Here is a 17,991-nt window from a genome sequence, read left to right as displayed (position 1 = left end):
GCTGAAACAAACTGCAGCATAACTCGGGAAATTTGCTGTTTGCTCAGCGGGCTGCGCGCGACCTTCCCGCAAGCTCACACCCGTCTAGGTGGTAATAGCGCAGAAACAACCAAGTGTCCTTCCCGCCCCCGGTCTTGGCCATTTCGTGCATTTTAGCGGGACGTTCTTGAGGCAGTCGGGCTCCAGGCACGACGCACAGACGGACCGACAGCACGGAAAGTAGATTGTCTGGTCGTCTTAACCGCTAATCGATATGCCGATGCCAGCACCGGGATACCAGTGGTCGGCAGGCTTTTCTGCAAAAAAGATGAAGGGGCGACCCGTCTCTTCTGCGAACGTCGAAAGACTGTCGCTAACGTGCGCGTTGTCGCCGAGGATGACGCTGTGCGGGGAAAGAAGGTGCTCAACAGTTCGATATTCGTTGTACTCGTAGTCAGCGCTGTGGTCGCTATCGTTAATGAATATGTCGATGGGCTCAGCCATCTTTCTCAAGGACTCGATCGAATCCCCGTATAAAATTTGCCCGACAGTCGCGTATTTGCCCTCCAAGAGCTTTCCGGCCCAGGGATTGATATCCGTTCCGTAGTATTTGCCTGGAAAACCTTCCTGAGCGTTCCGCAAGAGTGCACTCGCCAAGATGCAAGAGCCTACACCGTGATCAACGCCCGTCTCGACGATAACCTTTGGTTTCATCAGTCGGGCAAAGGCGTACCAGCCGATACGGCGCCCATAATTAACTACGATGTCGCTCCCGTAGCCCGATTCCTTAACTCCACGCTCAATGTGCGTGCGTAGCTCATTATCATCTTCGAGCTCGTCAAAGTAGTTCGTAATCTCACCAAGAGGCTTTCCAGTCAGATGGGCGAGCAGGTGCGCCAAGTGGTTTCGATTACTCTTAGTAAGTTTGTAATAGAAATTAGTGTCTTCCGAGTACTTACTCGCCCATTCGTCGACAAGCTTTAGCGGCGTCTTGTAGTAAGTCATCGCAAAGGCACGGCGCCTTGGAACACGGATCAGACTTTTGACACAGTCCTTTAGCGGCGCAGGTAATGCGTTGCCAATCTTCGTCAGCGTTGAATTGAACAGAAATTTATTAATAGCAGTTGTCACAGCCATCCCCAATAAATTAAGCAAATTTTGTAAATACTTTAAACATTCTACTAAGGCAACTCCTTCCAGGAAATGGGCAATTCATTTTTTTGTGCGAAATACTGTTATTATATACAGCGCTTAACGCAATGAAGCTTCCGCCAAAATATCTGCACCCACTGAGCGAGGATGACCTGACCGAACTCAGCGAGCTCTATAGGCACTACCCCAGCCCCGTGTGCGCTCAGCGCTATGGGAGATACGACGGTTGAATATCTTCATTTCCCAGCTCCAACACGGAAAGACATCCCCCCGCCCGCAGGAGCCGGCTTGCCGGCGAAGCGGCCCGAAAGACCGCCGCCATTGGCTCAGCCGCGCTGCAGGATCCGATCCATCACCCAATCGGTCTTCAGGGCTTCGCTGGCCAGGGCCGGGTGCCGGGACTCGCCGCGGATATGAGCGTTCATGCCCTGCACGTGATGCCACTGGATGTGCTCGGGGTGCTCGATAACCAGGCTCAGGGTCTCTTCGGCTTCAAGTTGCAGCGGATGCTCGTCGAACACGGAAAAGCTGATGCGCCCCTGGCTGCCGATGATCTCCACCCGGTCCACCCGGCGGTCGGCAACGAAGTTCCAGGCGCCGCTGCCCAGGGCCCCGCAAGCAAAGCGCCAACTGGCGCTGACCGCGTCCTCGGCGGCATACAGCCCGGCCTGGCGGCGGCTGATGCCGGCCACCTCGACGATGTCGCCCACAAGGTACTGGAACAGGTCCAGGCCATGGCTGGCCAGGTCGGCGAAATAACCGCCACCGGCAATCTGTGGGTCGGTCCGCCAGTTGGCCGCGCCGCTGCGGTCTGCCTCGGAGGCGGCCTTGCTCAGGCTCCAGTGCAGGTGCCGGACCTCACCGATGCGCCCGTCCGCCAGCCATTGCCGCACCTGGGCAAAGCGCGGCAGGGAACGCCGGTAATAGGCCACGAACAAGTGCAGCCCGGCCTGCTCGAAGGCCTGCTGCATGGCCAGGCTTTGCCCGGCATGCAGGGCCATGGGCTTTTCCACGCAGCAATGCTTGCCGGCGGCAGCCACTTGCAGGCTGTAGGCGTAATGGCTGTCGGGGGGCGTGGCGATGTACACCGCGTCCACCTCGGGGTCATCGATCAGGGCCTGGGCATCGGTGTAGTAACGGGCAATGCCGTGGCGCTGCGCATAGTCGCGCACCGCCTCGGCCCGGCGCCCCATCACCGCCACCAGCGCCGAACCCGGGACCTTGTAGAAGGCCGGGCCACTCTTGCGCTCGGTGACGCTGCCGCAACCGATCATGCCCCAGCGTACAGTGCCCAGCGACCCGGCCTCGGTATTCATTTCGCCGCTTGCAACGCGCGCAGGTCGAGCTGGCCGTTGTGCAGCGGCGGGCACCAGTAGTAGCCACCGGTGATCGGCCGGCTCATGCGGTACAGGCCGTCGACGATGCCGTCCTCCAGGCCGCTCATGCGCCGCAGCTGGACTTCGAAGGCGTTCAGGCTGTGACCGAAGGCGAGGAACATCAGGCCGCCCTTGTCACCTTCGATCCAGGGCATCGAACGACGCACCATGAAGGCCTCAGGGGTGAAGCTTTCCTGGGCGGTGCGCTTGACGTGGGCCGATTCCGGGGCATCGTCCAGCTCTTCGTTATCGCTCAGGCGCCGGCCGATGATGTGGTCGCGCTCTTGCTGGTGCATCGCGGCAAAGCCCTTGAAGTCGTGCTGCCACTGCTGGATCGCGGCAAAGCTGCCACCGCGCAGGCCGTCTTCACCCTCGGCCAGCGCCGCAGCCACGGCGGCCTCTTCATGAGGGTTCTCGGTGCCATCTTCATAACCGGTCAGGTCGTGACCGCTCTTGTGGCGGAAGGCTTCCTGCATGCCGACCAGACGAAAGGCCGGGGCCAGCGCGGCCTCCAGCTCGTTGCTGCGGTGCATCAGTTCGCCGCGCTCCTCACCGTGCAGCCAGACCCACAGCGCGTGCTGGGTCGAAGGGTTGTCGACACCGACGCCGGTCAGCGCCGGGAACGCCTTGAGCCCTTGCACCCGAGCGCCCAGGGCCTTGACCAGCGATGCGCCAAAGCCTGCCACCGCCGTTGCGCCGTCCACCCGCGCCAGCAACTGGTCGAGGGCCTGGGGCAACGCCTCAAGGGACTCAAGGGCAAAGAACAAATGACGGGCCTGGGACGGAACGGGTGCAGCGAGGATGCCGGGCTGGTAGTAACTCATGGGAACTCCTGAATAAAGGCGGGGAGTTTACCGCTGTGCGGCGCAGGCGTCAGTGCCGTTGCGCAACGGATTGGCAACCGGCGGCAACAGCACAGCTCCGGCCTGCGCCAAGGGGCTGCCCGGCCCGCCCAGCAGCCGCTGGCGGGCGAAGCCGGGGCGCCCCTAGTGGATCCGATAGTGAAAGGTGTTGCGCACCGCCGGCACCGTCACCGCCCGACCGTCGATCAGCCGAGGCTGGTAGCGGAAGGTCGCCACCGCCGCCAGGGATGGGCGCATGAACAGCGGGTGGCAGCCGTCGATGACCTTGGGGTTCTCCACCCGGCCCTGGGGATTGACGCTGTATTCCACGGTGCAGTCGCCTTCCAGGTTCTTGTCCAGGGCCCGCTGCGGGTAGTCCGGGGCCTCCTTACTCAGGGGCTGGTACTGGCGGCTGTCGGCCGCCGCCTGGGCCGCCTGCTGACGCGCGCGCTCGGCGGCCAGCCGCGACTGTTCGGCGCGCTGGGCCTGGGCTTGTTCCTGGGCCAGGCGTTGCTCGGCGTCGCGCTGGCGCTGTTCGGCGTCCAGGCGCTCGCGCTGCTGGCGTTGCTGCTCCTGCGCCTGCTCACGCTTCTTGTCGTCCACACGCTTGCGCGCCAGGGCCGCCTGTTCCAGCTTCTGCGCCTGCACCTGGGGGTCTACCTGGGCTTGACTCGGCGGCGGAGCCGCTGGCGCGGGCGGTGGTGGCGGTGCCACCTCGGCCACCGCCGGCAGGGGTTCGGCGGGGGCGGCGGGAGGCGCCAGCATCACCAGTTGGGTGGTCAGCACCGCCGGCGCCTCGACCTGGGGTTTGTCCACCGACCAGCCCAGCACCAGCGCCGCCAGCACCCCGGCGTGCAGGGCCAGGGCCAGGGTCGCCGCCAGGCTGTTGCGCCAGAAGCCGGAGGCTTCGGGCCCCATGGGCAGCACTGTGGGGCTGTGGATGATCATCGCCGTCATTGCGGGGCCTCGGTCACCAGCCCCAGGTTGTGCACCCCGCCCTGCTGCAACGCGGCCATGGCCGCCACCACGCTGGCGTAGGCGGCATCCTGGTCGGCACGGATGTACACCTGGGTGTCGCCGCGCTGGGCAATCACCTGGGCCACCTTGGCGCGCATCTGCTCCAGGTCCACGGCGCTGTCGGTCTGGTGCCGGGTGTCGAGTTCGCTGCCCAGGTTCCAGTAGTAGCCGCCCTCGGCCTTCACCGACAGGGTGAGGATCTGCTGGCGGCTGTCGGTGGCCAGGGCCTGGCTGGCGACCTTGGGCAATTGGATCTTCACCCCCTGGGTGAGCATCGGCGCGGTGACCATGAAGATCACCAGCAGCACCAGCATCACGTCGATGTAGGGCACCACGTTCATTTCCGCCTTGGGTCCGTGCTTGCGTTGCGGCCTGACTAACATCGGCTTGCTCCTTCTCTCAGGCGGCCACGGCCAGGTGGCTCGGGGTGCCCTGCAAGGTGCGGTGCAGGCGCACCTGCAGTTCGTTGCCAAAGGCGTAGTAGCGGGTCAGCAGGGTCTGGCTGCGGGCCGAGAAGCGGTTGTAGGCGATCACCGCGGGAATCGCCGCGAACAGGCCGATGGCGGTGGCGATCAGCGCCTCGGCGATGCCCGGGGCCACGGTGGACAGGGTCGCCTGCTGCACCTGGGACAGGCCGAGGAAGGAGTTCATGATCCCCCACACGGTGCCGAACAGGCCGATATAGGGGCTGACCGAGCCCACGGTGGCAAGAAACTGCAGGCCCTTTTCCAGGCGGGTTTCCTGCTCGCTGATGGCCACGTACAAGGCCCGTTCCACGCCCTCCAGCACGCCTTCAGCGGCGCCGCCGGCCGCGCCGTGCAGGTGGCCGAATTCCTCATAGCCGGCGACAAAGATCGGCTCCACGCCGCCTTCGCCGTCGGCCTTGCGGGCCACTTCGCGGTACAGCGGCAAGAGTTCGGGGGCGGCGCGAAAGCGCTGGATGAAGGCGTTGCAACGGCGCTCACGGCCGCGCAGCACGGCGCCGCGCTGGATGATCAGGTACCAGCTGAGCAGGGATGCCAGGAGCAGGGTCAGCATCACCGCCTTGACCAACAGGCTGGCATCGCTGATCAGCCCCCAGATGCTCATGTGTTCGAGTGTGGCTTGCATGGTGAAACTCCTTCGCGGGTGCCCGCCGGGGCCTGAGCCGTGCCGGCGGGGCTATTCGATGACATGCCGATGACCGGGTGATGACAGCCGCTCAGGGCAGCTTCAGGGCCCGGGTGACGTCGGCCCAGGGCACGAACTTGAAGTTCTGGGTCTGCTCGGGCATGCGCTTGCGCCCGTCCTGGACCACCAGCAGGCCCTGGCTCCAGGGCCCGCCGAGGTTGGCCGAGGTGACTTCCAGGCCGTCGGTTTCCGAGGCGCCGTCGATCCCCGCCGCGGCGTTGAGGCCGACCCGGAAGGCACCGTGGGAAGCGAACGGCGGCTCGGCGTCCAGCACCAGATAGCTGTCGTTGCCCTGGCTGGAAATCACCAGGTAGTCGCGGGCGTTGCTCTGGTACAGGGCCAGGCCCTCGACATCGGCCTGCAACAGGCCGCCGACCTTGATCACGCTGTGCAGGGTCGCCGGTTGTTCGGGGCGGGCGTCCAGGGCCCAGACCCCGACGTCCTCTTCCCCCAGGAACAGCCGCTGGCGCTGGTCGTCGGCGACGCAACCCTCGGGCTGGCTGGCCACCTTGAACTGGCGCACCAGCTCGCCCTGGGCACTGCCGGACGGCGCACTCAGGCGGTACTGGACGAAGGTGCCGTCCTTGTCGTTGGCAATCGCATAGACCTCGCCGCTGGCGGGCTGGAACAGGCACAGGCCGTAGATCGCCTTGAGCGGCGTGGGGATCTCCCCGGCCTCGCGCAGCTCGCCGCTGGCACGGTCGATGGCGAACAGGCTGAGGCTGTTGCGGTCGCGGTTGCTGGCCACGGCCAGGTCCACGGTCTGCTGGCCCAGCTTGAAGTTGGGGCGCACGTCGACGTTGTTCAGGCGCCCCACCGCCAGTTCCTGCAACAGCTTGCCCTGCAGGTCGTAGGCCAGCAGGCCCTGCTTCTTGTTGGTGCCCAGCACCCGGCTCAGGGACGGCTGCTGCGGGTGGACCCAGATCGCCGGGTCATCGGCGGCATCGCCCTGGCGCCCCACCGGTTCGCTCTGCACCGCCGCCTGCACGTTGGGCAATACCGGCGGCAGGGCCGGCGCGTGGGCCTGCCAGTCCAGCTGGCCCTGGTACAGGCGGCCATCCTCGTCATCGCGCAGCAACACTTGCAGGCCCTTGGCGCTGGCGCGCAGGGCGATGTTTTCCGGTTCCTTGAGGCCGCTCAGGGGCAAGGTGGCCTGGGCCGACCAGCCCTGCTCCTGCTGCTGATAGAGATGCAGTTGCGCGGCTTTCGGGTCCAGGCCCAGTACCCCGCCCGGCACCAGGGCCATGGCCCCGGCGCTTTTCCTGATCTCGCCAAAGGGCGCGCGCAGGGCCACCGGCTGGCGTGCAGTGTCGGCTTCGGCGTGGGCCGGGTAGGCCCACCAGCCGACGTTCTGTTCATTGACCAGCAGTTGCTGGGCGGCGTCATCCACCTGGCAGAACTTGGCCTCCGGCGGCAGCGGCAGGCCACGCACCCGTCGCGGCTCGGCGCTCAGTTGTGCCCCGTGGCCCACCAGCCACTGCTCGCCCTTGCCCTCCTCGCCCACCAGGAACAGGAACAGGTTGCTGGCCTCGTCGCGGTACAGGCACAGGCCGTTGACCGGGAAGTCGCGGGGCGGCAGGTACAGCGGCTGGCCCCAATGCCGGGCCTTCGGGTCGAGGCTCAGCAGCAGTGCCTGCTGGCGTTCGTTGTCCAGGCTGGCCACCAGCAGTTGCTGGCCGGCGGCGCGGCTGTCCAGGCCGTTGAACGAGCCCTTGAAGCGGGCCAGCTGGCGGCCCTGTTCATCCAGCAGCAACAGGCCTTCGCGCTCGCTGGCCAGCAGCCGGTCGGCGCCTGTGCCGGCGGGCACGAAGCCCAGCCCGGTGACGCCCGGGGTCTGCTCGGCCCAGGGTTTGAGGGTCAGGCCCGGCACGCTGGGGGCGGCCTGGGCAGCACTGCTGGCCAGGCCAATGCACAGCGCCAGCAGAGTGGCTTTCGCGATCGATACAGTGCTCATCACAATCCTTGGAGGTGCAGTCGGGCAGCGGCCCGGTACTTAGAAATGGGTGAAGGTCAGGCCGAGCTTGTAGGTCGGGCCGTATTCCTCGTACTGGGCGTTGTAGGAGCGGTTGCCGGTGTAGACGAAGTACGGCTGGTCGGTGAGGTTCTGCGCCTCGAAGCTCAGTTGCAGGTTCTTGCTCAGGGAATACTTGGCGCTGAAATCGACGAAGGTCTGGGCGTCCACGTGCAGGTCGTGGGCCTTGTCGCCGATCGAGGCCAGCTCATAGAGGTAGGCCGACTTGTAGTTGGCCGACAGGCGCAGACTGAGCTTGTCGTCTTCCCAACCGAGCATCAGGTTGCCCACGGTGTCCGACTGGTTGGGCAGGTCGATGTCGCGCTTGCGGTTGACCCCGGCCTTCTGGTCGAAGCCTTCGATGCTCGCGCTGGAGCGGCTGAAGGTGCTGTTGGCGCCCAGCAGCAGGCCGTTCCACGGCGCCGGCAGCCAGTCGAACTTCTGCGAGTAGGCCAGCTCCAGGCCATACAGCTTGGCGCTGTCGCCGTTGGCGAAGGTGTGCGCCTCGGAGAACCCGCTCCAGGCGCCGGTGCCGGCCAGGTCGGTGTTGTAGACGAAGTTCTGGATGTCCTTGTAGAACACGAAGGCCGAGACGCTGCCGGCGCGGCCCATGTAGTGCTCGATGCCCAGATCCAGGTTGCTCGACTCCAGGGGCTTGAGGTCCGGGTTGCCGAAGGTCGCCTCGTCGCCGTCGATGACAAAGCCCGGGGCCAGCTGGCCGAAGGTCGGGCGCACCACGCTCTTGGTCCAGGCCGCGCGCAGTTGGGTGTTCTTGTCCAACTGGTAGCGCGCGTGCAGCCCCGGCAGCCAGTGCTGGTAGCGGCGCTTGGTGTCGGTGGCGGTGAAGGCGCCGTCGGTGACCCCGGTGCCCTTGGCCTCGAACTCGGTGCCCTCGTAGCGCAGGCCGGCAATGAAGCGCCAGTCGTCGATGTCCAGGGTGTTCATGAAGTAGCCGGCGTTGATGTCTTCGCGGATCTTGAAGTCGTTGACCCGGGATTCTTCCTCGTCGTAGAAGGCCGCCGGATTCAGGCCGCCGATCAGTTGCTTGATGGCGCTGCCGCTGATGCCCGGGCCGAAGCGGCCCAGGGAATAGTCCACGCGGCCCTTCTGGAACTGCCCGAGGTTGAGCTGCTGGTCGGTGAAGCCCAGGGTGTCGAAGTCCTTGTAGACCCAGGCTTCCAGGTCGTTGTCCTTGTTGCGCCGGCTGACTTTGCCACCGAACTTGAACTGCGCGGCGTAGCCACTGAGGTCATAGTCCCGGGCCAGGTCCAGGCGCAGGTTCTTCTCGGTGTCGGTGGTGTTCTGCTTTTCCCAGTCGACCTTGTCCAGGGTGAAGTTGGCCGCGTCAAAGAAGCCTGAGCCAATCACCGGGCGCGGCTTGCCGTTGTCGTAGAAGCCGCTGTCGGAAAAGTCGCTGTTGCCCTTGAAGGTGGCCCCGGCGATATGCGCCGGGCTGTCTTCGCTGGAGCGGCTGTAGCCGGTCTGGCCGCTGAGGGTCCACAGGCCCAGCTGGCGCTCGCCGCCGAACACGTAGGACTGGATCTCCTGGGTTTCCTCGCGCTGCTTGAGCTTGCGCTTGGCCTCGGCGTCGCCGCGCTCCCCGGCCGCCAGCGGGTCGGCGAACTCGATGCTGGTGGAGTTGCGCGTCTCGCTGTCCTTGTAGCGGCTGTAGAGGGTGCGCAGGTAGTAGCTGCTGCTGTCGTCAGGCTTGTAGTCGAAGTTCAGGCCGCCGCCGGCCCGCTCGCGGCTGATGGCGTAGTCGCGCTGCTCGAACTCCAGCAGCCTGGCGCCGCGCTCGAAGTCCCAGGCGCCGCCGGTCTCGACGTTGTCGGAGCCGAAATCGCGCTTCTGCCAGCTCAGGGCCGCGGCCACGCCGAAGTTGTCGATGCCGTCGCCGAGGCTGAAGCGGTTGCTCGCCGCGCCGGAGAATTTCGGGCTGGTCTGGTGGGTGTTCTGGTCGTAGCTGGCCTCGCTGCTGCCGCTGTAGAACAGGCCCTTGTGGTCGAAGGCCGAGAGGCTTTTCACGTCCACGGTGCCGCCCAGGGAGTTGGCGTCCATGTCCGGGGTCAGGGTCTTGATCACCGACAGCGACTGCACCAGCTCCGAGGGCAGCACATCCAGGGCCACGGCGCGGCGCGCGCTTTCCGGGGACGGCACCAGGGTGCCGTTGATGGTCACGCTGTTGAGGTCCGGGCCCAGGCCGCGGACGCTGACAAAGCGCCCTTCGCCCTGGTCGCGCTCGATGCTGATGCCCGGCAGGCGCTGCGCCGCTTCGGCGGCGTTCTGGTCCGGCAACTGGGCCACGCCGTCGGCGTGTACCACGCTCTGGATGCTGTCCGAACGCCGTTGTTCCTTGAGCGCCTGATCGATGCTGGCCGCCTGGCCCACCACTTGGACGTGCTCGGTGGCGGCCGTTTCGGCGGCGCTCAAGCGTTCACTGGCGATGGCCATGGCCAGCGCGGTCAAGGTAAAGCTGACCAGCCCGGGACTGCTGCGCTTGTACATGAGGTTCCTCCCCAAGAGTCCGCCAACGCCGGGCAAGGGGCCCGGCAACTGGGAGGGCACGCTAGGGTTGGCGAATGACGGTTCTGTGACAGGCCTGGTCGGCAGGTCGCCAAAACAGCCGTTTCCCCGGGTTTCGCCCCGGCAAATGAGCTGAATTGACCCCTGCGGGAGCGGGCTTGCCGGCAAAAGCCATCACCCGTCGGGCGCAGGTCTTGCGGGCCCCATTGCCGGCAAGCCGGCTCCTACACATCCGTGGCGCCCCCGACGCCCCGTAGGAGCGGGCTTGCCCGCGAAGAGGCCCTCGAGGCGACCCCATCCAGCAAAAAAAAACGCCTGAACCCTGAGCTGATTCGACCCCTCGACGGTTTTTTCCGCTGTCACCCCACCGTCACAAACATCTGCTGTGCTGGCGCCCTCTCACTCCTGGCAAAAAGGATCGCGGCCATGTTCTGCGTGCTCAAACCCCACCGCTGGAAACTCGCCGCGCTGTTGCTGGCGGCCAATGCCGGGCTGTTGCTGCACCTGGCTTGCGGCAGCCTGAAATCAGTCAGCGAGTGGCAATGGCTGGACATCATCGGCGAAGGCGGCTCGGCACTGCTGGCCCTGGTCTGGCTCGCACTGGTGCTCAAGAGCCGCCCCGCCGGCCGGGTCACCAACTACCTGGCCCTGGGCCTGAGCTGCATTTTCTTTTCCTGGTGGATCGACAGCCTCGACGAGTTCATCCGCCTGCCCGCCAGCATCACCTGGGACCACTGGCTGGAGTCCGGGCCGATGCCCATCGGCATGATCCTGCTGACCATCGGCATCTACCACTGGCACCGCGAACAGCTGGCCATCAGCGCGCAGATGGAAAAGAAGGAACGGCTGTTTCGCGAGCACCGGCAGTTCGACAAGCTCACGCCCCTGGCCGGCGCCGACTACCTCAAGCGCGAGCTGGCCGCCAGCCTGGAGGACAGTCGCCGCCAGCAGCAGCCGTTGTCGTTGCTGGCCCTGGACCTGGACCATTTCGCCGCGATCAACCAGCACTACGGCCACGCCGAAGGGGATGCGGTGCTGCAGGCCCTGAGCCATGTGCTGCTGCTCAACCTGCGGCGCCAGGACCTGCTGTGCCGACTGGCCGGCGACCGCTTCGTGGTGCTCTTGCCCAACACCGGCGAGAGCCAGGCCCGACTGCTGGCCCTGGAACTGCAACAGGCGGTGCAGGGCCTGGCGCACAAGACCCGGCAACACGGCGAGCGCCTGCACCTGGCGGCCAGCACCGCGGTGGTGATGGCCCTGGAGGAGACCCCGGAGGTCCTGCTCAAACGCCTCAACCTGGCCCTGGCCCGGGCCAAGCAGCCCCTGGCGAAAACCGCCTGAGGCGCCGTCATGACCGTGAAGACCCACTGGTACGAAGCCGATACCCGCTTCATCCCCGGGCACTATCAACCGGCGGCGCTAATCGACCTGGCGCTGTCGCGGGACATCGACAGCCATCGCCTGCTGCGCGGCACCGGGCTGTTCCACGAGGACATCCTGGCCGGACAGACCCGTCTCAGCCCGCAGCAGTTCCTGGCGCTGATCGGCAACAGCCGGCGCCTGCTGGACGCCGACGACAGCAGTTTCCTGTTTGGCCAGCGCCTGCTGCCCGGGCACTACGGCGCCGCCAGCCATGCCTTGCGCCATGCCCAGAACCTGCATCAGGCCCTGGACACCCTGGTGCAGCAGCAGGCCCTGCTCAGCCCCCTGCTGAGCCTACGCCTGGTGCTGGATGAGCAGCATGCCTATTGCTACTGGCTGGACAGCTGCGGCGCCGGCGAGCACGGGCGCTTCCTGCTGGAAGCCAGCATGACTTCGCTGGTGGCCATGAGTCAGTGGCTCAGCGGCCAGCGCCTGCCCTGGGAATGCAGCTTCAGCCATGCCGAGCCGCGCTACGTCGAGCAGTACTGGGTGCACCTGGGGGAACAGACCCAGTTCCAGCGGCCCCTGGACCTGATGCGCATCCCACGGACATACCTGACCCGGCCCTGGCCCGGGGCCTCGGCCACCGCCGGCCAGGTGGCGCGCCTGGAAGCCGACGAACACCTGCGCCAGCTGGGTTTTTCCGGGAGTTTTCTCGATGCCCTAGACCGCTACCTGCAAGCCAACGTGCGGCATGCGCCGAGCCTGGAACAGACCGCCCAGGCCTTCGCCATGAGCCCGGCGACCCTCAAGCGCAAGTTGAGCAAGCACCACAGCGGCTACCAGCAGCAGGTGGACCGGGTGCGCAAGCAGGTGGCGCTGTACCTGTACCAGATCAGGGGCTGGAGCAACGAGGCAGTGGCCGAGTACCTGAACTTCAATGACCCGGCCAACTTCCGCCGCTCCTTCAAGCGCTGGACCGGCAGCACCCCAACCCTGATCCGGCAGTTGCTGGGCGACAGCTGAAACGTTTAACCTCGAACCATGACCGCGGGTGTGCCAACTGCACAAAGCGCTAAAGCCGCAGGCCATTCAGGCGTATAAACCTTGGAGCGATGGCGCCACTGTCATCCGCGCCGGAGCCATTTCCAACACGGGGTAGAGTCATGACCACAGCCAATGTCCTCAACAACCTGTTTCCTGCTGCCGCCGACATCCCCGAAGCCTATCGCCTGCCCGATCCGGTGGAGCAGCGCGACTACCTGGTAGACGGTGAACTGCGCACCTGGAACGGCCCCCTGGCCCAGGTCCGCAGCCCGATCTACTTGAGCGGCGCCGACGGCGACCAGCAAGTGATTCTCGGCAGCACGCCGCTGCTGGACGCTGATACCGCCCTCACCGCCCTGGACGCCGCCGTGCGCGCCTACGACCGCGGCCAGGGCGCCTGGCCAACGATGCGCGTGGCTGAGCGCATCCAGCACGTGGAAGCTTTCCTGGCGCGCATGCGCGAACAGCGCACAGCAGTGGTCAAGTTGCTGATGTGGGAAATCGGCAAGAACCTCAAGGACTCGGAGAAAGAGTTCGACCGCACCTGCGACTACATCGTCGACACCATCGGCGCGCTCAAGGAACTGGACCGGCGCTCCAGCCGCTTCGAACTGGAGCAGGACACCCTCGGCCAGATCCGCCGCGTGCCCCTGGGCGTGGCCCTGTGCATGGGCCCCTACAACTACCCGCTGAACGAAACCTTCACCACCCTGATCCCGGCACTGATCATGGGCAACACCGTGGTGTTCAAGCCGGCCAAGCTCGGCGTGCTGCTGATCCGCCCGCTGCTCGAAGCCTTCCGCGACAGCTTCCCGGCCGGGGTGATCAACGTCATCTACGGCAGCGGCCGCGAGACCGTCAGCGCGCTGATGGCCAGCGGCAAGATCGACATCTTCGCCTTCATCGGCACCAACAAGGCCGCCAGCGACCTGAAGAAACTCCACCCCAAGCCGCACCGCCTGCGCGCGGCCCTGGGCCTGGACGCGAAGAACCCGGGAATCGTGCTGCCCGATGCCGACCTGGACAACGCGGTCAGCGAGGCCGTTACCGGCGCGCTGTCGTTCAACGGCCAGCGCTGCACCGCGCTGAAGATCCTGTTCGTCCATGAAAGCGTGGTGGAGCGCTTTATCCAGCAGTTCAACGCCAAGCTGCAAGGCCTCAAGCCGGGCATGCCCTGGGAGCCGGGCGTGGCCCTGACGCCACTGCCGGAAAACACCAAGGTCGATTACCTGCACGCCCTGGTGGCCGATGCCCAGGCCCACGGCGCCCAGGTGGTGAACCCCCATGGCGGCGAGTCGCGGGCGTCGTTCTTCTACCCGGCGGTGCTGTACCCGGTGAACCCGCAGATGCGCGTCTACCACGAGGAACAGTTCGGCCCGGTGGTGCCCATCGTGCCCTACCGCGACCTGGACACGGTGATCGACTACGTCCTGGAGTCGGACTTCGGCCAGCAACTGAGCCTGTTCGGCAGCGACCCGGCGGTGATCGGCCGGCTGGTGGACACCTTCGCCAACCAGGTCGGGCGGATCAACATCAACGCCCAGTGCCAGCGCGGCCCGGACACCTTCCCCTTCAACGGTCGCAAGAACTCCGCCGAGGGCACGCTGTCGGTGCATGATGCGTTGCGCACCTTCTCGATCCGCACCCTGGTGGCGACCAAGTTCCAGAAGCGCAACAAGGAGCTGATCAGTGACATCATCCGCAACCGCGACTCCAGCTTCCTGACCACCGACTACATTTTCTAAGAGCGCCTGGCCGGGGCTCGCCACGCGGCGAGTCGCGGCTACTGATTCAGCCACTCATCAGCTATTGGAGAAACCGGTCTGGGCCCGTTCAAACACCTGCGGGGCATCCACCTGCCGCCCTTGCTGCAGCGCCTGCTGCGTCCCCTGCTGGACCCGTACCGGCGCTACCGTCACGCCCGCCTGATCCACGCGGTGCGGGTCGCCCTCGGCCTGATCGCCACCATTCTCCTGACCACCGGCCTCAACCTGCCCCACGGCGAGTGGGCGTCGGTGACCATGTTGGTGGTGATCGGCGGCCTGCAGCACCACGGCAACATCGGCAAGAAGGCCGCCGAGCGGGCCATCGGCACCCTGGTGGGCGCCGGGGTCGGCCTGGTGCTGGTGGTGCAGCAGGCGTACTTCGGCCATCCCTGGCTGACCTACCTGGGCATGTCGGCGGTGTGCGGCTACTTTTCCTACCACGCCATCGGCAAGGGCGGGTATACCGCGCTGCTGGCGGCGATCACCGTGTTCATCGTCGCCGGCCATGGCGACAACCAGATCAGCGACGGCCTGTGGCGCGCGGTGGACATCCTCATCGGCATTGCCCTGGCCCTGGCGTTTTCCTTCGCCATTCCGCTGTACGCGGTGTATTCCTGGCGCTACACCCTGGCCAGCGCCCTGCGCGACTGCGCCCAGTTGTACGGACGGATCATCCAGGGCCAGTCGGTGACCGACGACGAACACCTCAAGCTCCTGGGCCGGGTCAACGCCGCCATGCTGCAACTGCGTTCGCTGATGCCGTCGGTGTCCAAGGAAGTGCGCATCTCCATGACCGAACTGGACGCCATCCAGCGCAATCTGCGGATGTGCATCAGCACCCTGGAGATCCTCGGCAACACCCGCCCCGATGCCAGCGACCGGCAGGCCATGGCACAGATGCAACTGGCACTCAAGGCCGAGCACCGGCAGATCCGCGTGCAGTTGATCGGCATGGCCCGGGCCCTGCAAACGGGGGGCACCCAGCGCCTGGACAAACCCCTGGAAGGCCATGCCGACAAGGCCCTGGAGGCGCCGGTGTATTCGCCCCTTGACGGTTACCGGCTGCTCACCCGGCAGTTGGCCGCGACCCTGGGCGAAATGCGCCAGCGACTGGCCAAGAGCGCCCGGCACTGGAAGATTTAAAACAACTCGCTAAAGGGAATGAAACGCGCCGCCTCGCCCACCTGCAGGGTGTGGCCTTCAAGGATCTCCACCAGGCCATCGGCCCAGGAGGCTCCCAGCAATACCCCCGAGCTCTGATTCGGGTAGAGCACGGCGCGGCCGTTTTCCAGGCGCGCCCGCAGGTATTCCCGGCGGCTGCCGGCCTTGGGCCAGTTGAAGGCCACGCTGACCGGCACACTCAAGGGCGCAACCTGCTCCACTCCCTGAATCCGCAACAGGTAGGCCCGGGCCAGCAGGCCGAAGGTCACCAGGGCCGAGGCCGGATTGCCCGGCAGGCCGATCACCGGCACCTGGCCGAAGTGGCCCACCGTCAGCGGTTTTCCGGGTTTGATGGCGAGCTTCCAGAACAGCGGTCGGCCGTTGTTCCTCAGCACCTGGCCCAGGCAATCGGCATCCCCCGCCGAGACCCCGCCAGTGGTCAGGATCAGGTCCGCGCCATGCTGCAACTGTTCCAGCCTGAGCCGGGTCTGCTGTGGCTGGTCGGGAAGAATCCCGGCGTCGATGACCTCGCAGCCCAGGCTGTCGAGCCAGTGGCGGAGCAAGGTGCGGTTGCTGTTGTAGATGCAACCCGGGCGCATAGGCATGCCCGGTTCCAGCAACTCATCGCCGGTGGACAGCAACGCCACCCGCGGACGGCGCACCACTTGCAGCTCGGTGCAGCCCTGAGCGGCGGCCACCGCCAGTTCGAAAGGCCCCAGGCGCTTGCCGGCTTGCAACAGCACATCACCAGCCCGGTTCTCCTGGCCTTGAGGGCGGATGTTCTGTCCCGGTTTCAGCGCCTGGGTGAAGCGCGCCCGGCCATCCTCCAGCAACTCGACGTTCTCCTGCATCTCCACGCAGTCAGCGCCGGCAGGCACCGGGGCGCCGGTGAAGATCCGCGCACAGGTGCCCGGCTGCAAGGGGTCGCCGGGCTGACCGGCAAAGATCGTCTGTGACACCGCCAGTGGCTGGCCGTCCCAGTGCTGCAGGTTGAGGGCGTAACCGTCCATGGCGCTGTTGGCCCAGGGCGGCAGGTCCAGGGTCGCCACCAGGTCAGTGGCCAGCACCCGTTGCCGGGCATGGTCCAGGGCCAGGGTTTCGCTTTGCGTCAGACGTTGGGTATCGGCCATGGCCAGCAGGCTGGCCAGTGCTTCTTCCAGCGGCATCAAGTGGCCCTGGCTCATCCCCGGGACTCGCAGGCCTGCACCGGCTTGAGGTGCGGCACGAAATTGCACGGCCGATGGCGGGCATCCAGTTGCTCGGCGAGGATGCCTTCCCAGGCGGTGCGGCAGGCCCCGGTGGAGCCCGGCAGGCAACACACCAGGGTGCCATTGGCCAGCCCGGCCAGGGCCCGGCTCTGTACCGTGGAGGTGCCGATATCGAGGATCGAGATGGCGCGAAACAGCTCGCCGAAACCGTCGATGTGCTTGTCCAGCAGGCAACTCACGGCTTCGGGGGTGCTGTCGCGACCGGTGAAGCCGGTGCCGCCGGTGATCAACACCACCTGGATGCGCTCGTCGGCGATCCAGGCCGCCACCTGGGCGCGGATCTTGTACAGATCGTCCTTGAGCAGGTTGCGTTCGCTCAGGGTGTGGCCGGCTTCCAGCAGGCGACTGACCAGCAGTTGCCCGGAGGTGTCCGTGGCGTATTCCCGGGTATCGCTGACTGTCAGCACGGCTATGTTCAAGGGTACAAACAACGCATCCGACTTCACGCTCATGTCATTCTCCGACCGGCAAGATAAAAATCATGGATGCAGGCTAAAGGCCCGAAACCGCGGCTGTCTAATCGTTCTGGCTGACCGGATTATCGAGGCGCTCTATCGTCAACCGCGGTTTGGTGTGGCGGTTGATAAAGCCCATCAATCGTCCATTCAACACTTCCGATTGGACGTGCCCGAAGGACAATGCCATCGTTTGCGCCACCCACCTGACATGCGCCAGACCATGACCCCGACCCGCTCTGCCCCAACTGCCTCCCCGCCCTGCTCGATCCTGCTGCTGGCCGGTGGCCGCGGCTCGCGCATGGGCGGTCGCGACAAGGGCCTGGTGACCTGGCAGGGCCGGCCCTTGATTGCCCATGTACAGGCCACGGTGCGGCCCTTCAGCGACGACCTGATCATTTCCTGCAACCGCAACGCCGAGCAGTACCGGCCCTATGCCGATCGCCTGGTGGCGGATGAGCAGGCAGACTTTCTCGGCCCCATGGCCGGCGTGCTGGCGGGCCTGGCAGTGGCCCGGCACCCCTGGCTGCTGGTACTGGCCTGCGACGCGCCGCGGATCGACGGCGCGCTGATCCAGACGCTGCTGGATGCCCGCCCGGCGGACACCCTCAGCCCGTTGATGGTGCAGCAGGACGGACAGTGGCAACCCATGTTCAGCCTGATACCCACGGCCCTGGCAGCCCGCTTGCGCGCCGCCTGGGAGCGCGGCGAGCGCAGCCTGCTGCGGGCCCTCGCCGCCCATGGCCTGAAGCCTTTGCCTTGCGCCGCCGACGATCCGCGGCTGAGCAACTTCAACACCCCTGAACTACTGTCTGAAACAGACCCCGGGCCCGTGGCCTGAACGCCGACGGTGTGCCCCGAG

General features: G+C 65.9%; 15 protein-coding genes. 5 read left to right on the top strand and 10 right to left on the bottom strand.

Annotated features, from left to right (window positions below; translation table 11 throughout):
- Nucleotides 1-237 precede the first annotated feature (237 nt).
- The 8 genes from Q8O96_RS28390 to Q8O96_RS28355 form a co-directional block, all read right to left on the bottom strand.
- A complete protein-coding gene (locus Q8O96_RS28390) occupies nt 238-1,110 on the bottom strand; it encodes a class I SAM-dependent methyltransferase (RefSeq protein WP_305949861.1) in 873 nt (290 codons plus the stop codon).
- A gap of 347 nt (nt 1,111-1,457) precedes the next feature.
- Entirely contained in the window at nt 1,458-2,426 is a 969-nt protein-coding gene (locus Q8O96_RS28385; protein WP_305949922.1) for a Gfo/Idh/MocA family protein, read from the bottom strand.
- Between the two features lie 17 nt (nt 2,427-2,443).
- Nucleotides 2,444-3,331 (bottom strand): Dyp-type peroxidase, encoded by an 888-nt coding sequence (locus Q8O96_RS28380; protein WP_060840010.1) that lies wholly within the window; start codon nt 3,329-3,331, stop codon nt 2,444-2,446.
- A gap of 162 nt (nt 3,332-3,493) precedes the next feature.
- Complete coding sequence (locus Q8O96_RS28375; protein WP_305949860.1) at nt 3,494-4,306, bottom strand: energy transducer TonB; 813 nt, start codon at nt 4,304-4,306, stop codon at nt 3,494-3,496.
- The gene (gene tolR / locus Q8O96_RS28370) at nt 4,303-4,749 is read right to left on the bottom strand and encodes a protein TolR (RefSeq protein ID WP_060840012.1); all 447 of its coding nucleotides are present in this window, start codon (nt 4,747-4,749) and stop codon (nt 4,303-4,305) included. The genes Q8O96_RS28375 and tolR overlap by 4 nt, the downstream gene beginning before the upstream one ends.
- Nucleotides 4,750-4,765: 16 nt before the next feature.
- On the bottom strand, nt 4,766-5,476 hold the full coding sequence (tolQ, locus tag Q8O96_RS28365; RefSeq protein ID WP_108545627.1) for a protein TolQ: 711 nt from the start codon (nt 5,474-5,476) through the stop codon (nt 4,766-4,768).
- A gap of 91 nt (nt 5,477-5,567) precedes the next feature.
- Complete coding sequence (locus tag Q8O96_RS28360; RefSeq protein WP_305949859.1) at nt 5,568-7,490, bottom strand: phytase; 1,923 nt, start codon at nt 7,488-7,490, stop codon at nt 5,568-5,570.
- Between the two features lie 39 nt (nt 7,491-7,529).
- Nucleotides 7,530-10,052: a TonB-dependent receptor gene (locus tag Q8O96_RS28355; protein WP_305949858.1), complete on the bottom strand. Its 2,523-nt coding sequence runs from the start codon at nt 10,050-10,052 to the stop codon at nt 7,530-7,532.
- Nucleotides 10,053-10,496: 444 nt separating this feature from the next.
- Between Q8O96_RS28355 and Q8O96_RS28350 the strand changes: the two genes are divergently transcribed.
- The 4 genes from Q8O96_RS28350 to Q8O96_RS28335 all read left to right on the top strand — a co-directional run bounded on the left by Q8O96_RS28350 (nt 10,497) and on the right by Q8O96_RS28335 (nt 15,388).
- Nucleotides 10,497-11,411, top strand: coding sequence for a GGDEF domain-containing protein (locus Q8O96_RS28350; RefSeq protein WP_250330132.1), 915 nt, complete (start codon nt 10,497-10,499; stop codon nt 11,409-11,411).
- A 9-nt stretch (nt 11,412-11,420) separates the two neighbouring features.
- Nucleotides 11,421-12,458 carry an AraC family transcriptional regulator gene (locus tag Q8O96_RS28345; RefSeq protein ID WP_305949857.1) on the top strand — a complete coding sequence of 346 codons (1,038 nt, stop codon included), beginning with the start codon at nt 11,421-11,423 and terminating at the stop codon, nt 12,456-12,458.
- A gap of 140 nt (nt 12,459-12,598) precedes the next feature.
- Nucleotides 12,599-14,224 (top strand): NADP-dependent glyceraldehyde-3-phosphate dehydrogenase, encoded by a 1,626-nt coding sequence (locus Q8O96_RS28340; RefSeq protein WP_305949856.1) that lies wholly within the window; start codon nt 12,599-12,601, stop codon nt 14,222-14,224.
- A 123-nt stretch (nt 14,225-14,347) separates the two neighbouring features.
- A complete protein-coding gene (locus Q8O96_RS28335) occupies nt 14,348-15,388 on the top strand; it encodes an FUSC family protein (protein ID WP_180988475.1) in 1,041 nt (346 codons plus the stop codon).
- Here Q8O96_RS28335 and glp read toward each other — a convergent pair.
- The gene (gene glp / locus Q8O96_RS28330; RefSeq protein WP_207166164.1) at nt 15,385-16,590 is read right to left on the bottom strand and encodes a gephyrin-like molybdotransferase Glp; all 1,206 of its coding nucleotides are present in this window, start codon (nt 16,588-16,590) and stop codon (nt 15,385-15,387) included. The two genes, Q8O96_RS28335 and glp, sit on opposite strands and share 4 nt — an antisense overlap.
- Nucleotides 16,587-17,126: a molybdenum cofactor biosynthesis protein B gene (gene moaB, locus Q8O96_RS28325; protein WP_060840020.1), complete on the bottom strand. Its 540-nt coding sequence runs from the start codon at nt 17,124-17,126 to the stop codon at nt 16,587-16,589. The genes glp and moaB overlap by 4 nt, the downstream gene beginning before the upstream one ends.
- A gap of 226 nt (nt 17,127-17,352) precedes the next feature.
- Between moaB and mobA the strand changes: the two genes are divergently transcribed.
- Nucleotides 17,353-17,970, top strand: coding sequence for a molybdenum cofactor guanylyltransferase MobA (gene mobA, locus Q8O96_RS28320; RefSeq protein ID WP_305949921.1), 618 nt, complete (start codon nt 17,353-17,355; stop codon nt 17,968-17,970).
- Nucleotides 17,971-17,991 lie beyond the last annotated feature (21 nt).

The organism is Pseudomonas sp. LPH60 (assembly GCF_030718165.1).
GTDB lineage: Bacteria > Pseudomonadota > Gammaproteobacteria > Pseudomonadales > Pseudomonadaceae > Aquipseudomonas > Aquipseudomonas danubii.
Note: the sequence above shows the minus strand (reverse complement) of the source record. Positions and strands in the feature narration are given on the sequence as shown.